This is a genomic window from Burkholderia sp. BCC1972 (assembly GCF_905339605.1).
Classification (GTDB): Bacteria; Pseudomonadota; Gammaproteobacteria; order Burkholderiales; family Burkholderiaceae; genus Burkholderia.
Genome location: NZ_CAJPGH010000070.1, coordinates 1 through 1290, shown reverse-complemented (window position 1 = coordinate 1290; position 1290 = coordinate 1). Strand labels below are relative to the sequence as shown.

Sequence of the window (1290 nt, the reverse complement as noted above, 5' to 3'; positions counted from 1 at the left end):
CGCTTGCTGCAGTGCGAAGACCGCTATTCTAGCGTGTCGGCGGAGTCTGTCAACACAATTTCATCCGAAGTGATAAAAATATTCGCCCCGCGCGTGGCAGGCACTCACGCGCCGACCGGCTCCGCGCGCCTTGCCGTGAAATTCCAGCGCTGAGCCTGTCCCGTATCGACGCGAGCGGGCAGCAGTCCGGCTGCGAGGAAGGTGTCGGCGATCTTCTGTTGTTCGCCGAAGTTTTGCGCGACCACGGCGCGGACGAGATAGCTGCGTCGCGCATTCGCACGTGCGATCGTTACCGCGTCGAGCCCCCAGATCGGCGCGAGCGTGTTCGCGGCTTCCTGCGGGTGGTCGCGCAGCCACGTGCCGGCTTGCGACAACTGGTCGAACAGGATCTGGACGACGTCGGGTCGCGCGGCGGCGAAACTGCTCGACGCGAGGTAGTAGCGCTGGTACGACGCGAGTCCGTCGCCGTCGGCCAGAATTCGCACGTCGGGATTTCGGTCGACCGATGCGACATAGGGATCCCACGTGATCCATGCGTCCACGCTGCCGCGCTCGAATGCGGCACGGCCGTCTGCAGGCGTCAGGTAGTGGATCGCCGCATCGGCGGGCGTGAGCTTCGCGCGTGCGAGTGCGGCAAGCAGCAGGTAGTGGCTGCCAGCCGCTTTCGTGACCGCGATGCGCTTGCCTTTGAGATCGGCGAGCGTGTGCAGCGCGCTGTCCTGCTTCACGACGATCGCCTGCGCTTTCGGTGAAGGCGCTTCCTGCGCGACGTACACGAAGCGCGCATGCGCGGCCTGCGCGAAGACCGGAACCGTATCGGCCACGTCGGCGCTGAAATCGACGGCGCCGACGTTGAGCGCTTCGGTAAGCGGCAATCCGCTCGCGAATTCATGCCACGATACGAGCAGGCCGAGCGGTGTCAGCGCCTGCTCGAGCGTGCCGCGCGTCTTCAGCAGCGTGATGAGCGTCGACGACTTCTGGTAACCGATGCGCAGCGTGGCGGGCGCGTTCTCCGCGTGCGCCCGTACGCCCGCGACAGTGAGGCCTGCGGCCAGCATCGCGCGCGCGAATGCGCGGCGGTTCATCGACGTCATGAGTCGTGCTCCTCGTTGGATGCGTTGAAAGCAAGGCGGCTAACGTAGCAACGGGGAGGGCGATTGATAAACGATTAATTCTGCTATCGATCGGAATGGCCGACATAAGGGCCTAAGGGCCGGTGGCCGGCTCCGCGAGACGGGCGCTGAAAATGAAAAAAGGCCGGCTAGAAGCCGACCTTTTTTATCAATCGAG

1 protein-coding gene is annotated in these 1290 nt (G+C 64.3%); it reads right to left on the bottom strand.

Annotated elements, in window-relative coordinates; genetic code table 11:
• Positions 1-104: 104 nt before the first annotated feature.
• Positions 105-1094, bottom strand: a complete 990-nt coding sequence (locus tag U5798_RS36825; protein WP_322084872.1) for an aliphatic sulfonate ABC transporter substrate-binding protein — start codon at positions 1092-1094, stop codon at positions 105-107.
• Between the last annotated feature and the right edge of the window lie 196 nt (positions 1095-1290).

Coding starts and splice junctions, on each gene's coding strand:
- U5798_RS36825 (WP_322084872.1), bottom strand. CDS start 1,094: ATGACGTCGATGAACCGCCGCGCATTCGCGCGCGCGATGCTGGCCGCA.